This is a genomic window from Flavobacterium sp. (assembly GCF_049318185.1).
GTDB lineage: Bacteria > Bacteroidota > Bacteroidia > Flavobacteriales > Flavobacteriaceae > Flavobacterium.
Map to the genome: position 1 here is coordinate 1 of NZ_JBMOGV010000233.1, position 1,615 is coordinate 1,615.

2 protein-coding genes are annotated in these 1,615 nt (G+C 36.3%); both read right to left on the reverse strand.

What is annotated here, in order from left to right; all coding sequences use genetic code 11:
- Positions 1–39: 39 nt before the first annotated feature.
- Positions 40–204, reverse strand: a complete 165-nt coding sequence (locus ACOYLT_RS11910) for a hypothetical protein (RefSeq protein ID WP_422854053.1) — start codon at positions 202–204, stop codon at positions 40–42.
- Positions 201–1,496 carry an agmatine deiminase family protein gene (locus ACOYLT_RS11915; RefSeq protein ID WP_422854054.1) on the reverse strand — a complete coding sequence of 432 codons (1,296 nt, stop codon included), beginning with the start codon at positions 1,494–1,496 and terminating at the stop codon, positions 201–203. Before ACOYLT_RS11915 ends, ACOYLT_RS11910 begins: the two co-directional genes overlap by 4 nt.
- Positions 1,497–1,615: the final 119 nt, after the last annotated feature.

Consider the following 1,615-nt stretch of genomic DNA (forward strand, 5'->3'; position numbering starts at 1 on the left):
TCAGTAATTTCATCGTTTCACGCCATTTTCTAAATTTTGCTAACGTTTTGCAGCTACCCGAAGGGCGGGACTTTTACCACAAAATTTGATTTGAAAAACTAATGTTTGATTAACCACAAATCTGTCTTTGGAACACGTAACCCCGCCTTTTGGGTAGGTGCTGTTGGTGGCTGTTGCTTTTGTTAAATTAGGTACAAATTTCATGGTCTCGTTCTTGGTTGCTGCTGTGTCGAACAGTGAATACCACCACCGTGCCAATTTTGAGGCATTGCATTTATGAATACAATTTTTCTTTTGGGAAATTGTTCTTCAAATATTTTCCGAACCCTATCTTCCTTTTCTTTTGATGAGCCTTCCGATGTATAACTTGAAATAAGCACAAGTCCATTCGTTACTAAATAGTTTAAATAGCTTGAGGCTGGAACTCTAAGTAAAGTATCTCCAACTTTTGGGGCTTCGGAAATATAAAAACGATTTGCAGGTATGTCGTATGATACCTTTGAAGTATAATCTTGGATTGCTACTATTTTCTTTGTTATCAAATCTGGCAGAGGAACTTTTACAATATTGAATGGTTTGCCGTCTTGGTCAGTCGCATTTTTTAATGTTTGAAAGGTCTCATTTAGTCGTTGATAATTCATTTTATTAATTGGGTTCAAATCCTTTTCTGCTTCGTCAACCCAAGCCAATAAAATAGTATTTGCATTTGAAAAACGTACAAATTCATCAGAATGTTGAACGCCTCCACCAACATAATTGCCTATTATTCGTCTGTAAAAACCATTAGGGTCTTCTGCTAATCCTTGTTTGATCCAAATAACTGTTGATACGCCCAAAACATTTTTGAGTTCACTTTCCATAAATTCTTTGGTCAGTTCAGGATTGCGGTTTTTCATAGCAGACTCACATACAATGAGTGTCCCCTCTCCATTTACTTCTATATTTCCGCCTTCGGTAACAACTTTGGTCTTGAAAATTTTTGCACCTTCTGCAACAGCCATCAAACTATCTACTGCTCCTGATTTATTAATAGATGGCAATATCTTGTTAAGATACTTGTTTACGCTGTCTTGATTATTATTGTTTTTTTCTTTCAAAAATTGAGGAAAGCCATAATGATTCCAATCAAAGTCGGCCACACCTAATTCTCCTTTAATATTTATCAAAAATGCTGCACCATGATCTCTAATCCAGTAACGGTCTCCTGGCATTACATAGAACCTAATATTTGAAGTGTCTATTTGTTGGCGTTTCAAATAATTTTTAGCAGTCTGCATTAAACTGTCGGAATCAAATGCAATTTTCACAGTTACAGTCGGTGTAAGTGTTTTTATCATTTCTGCTACCACAGGATAAAAGCCAAGTGAACTGTCTGCCTCCCAACCTAGCCAAACAGCATCTTGTTGCTCCCATTCGGCAGGCATATAATATTTGTCTTGTTGTTGGTTACAAGATAAAACGATAACAACATTTAAGAAGAGGAATAATTTTTTCATTATTTATAGATTTTTAATTTCAAAGTGTCTTTTGAGTTGGGAGTGTCGCTTCGAAATTGACACCAACGTTTGGCGGTATGAAAAGTTGCCGATTGCGGGCGATTTCTTATCCAGTTACA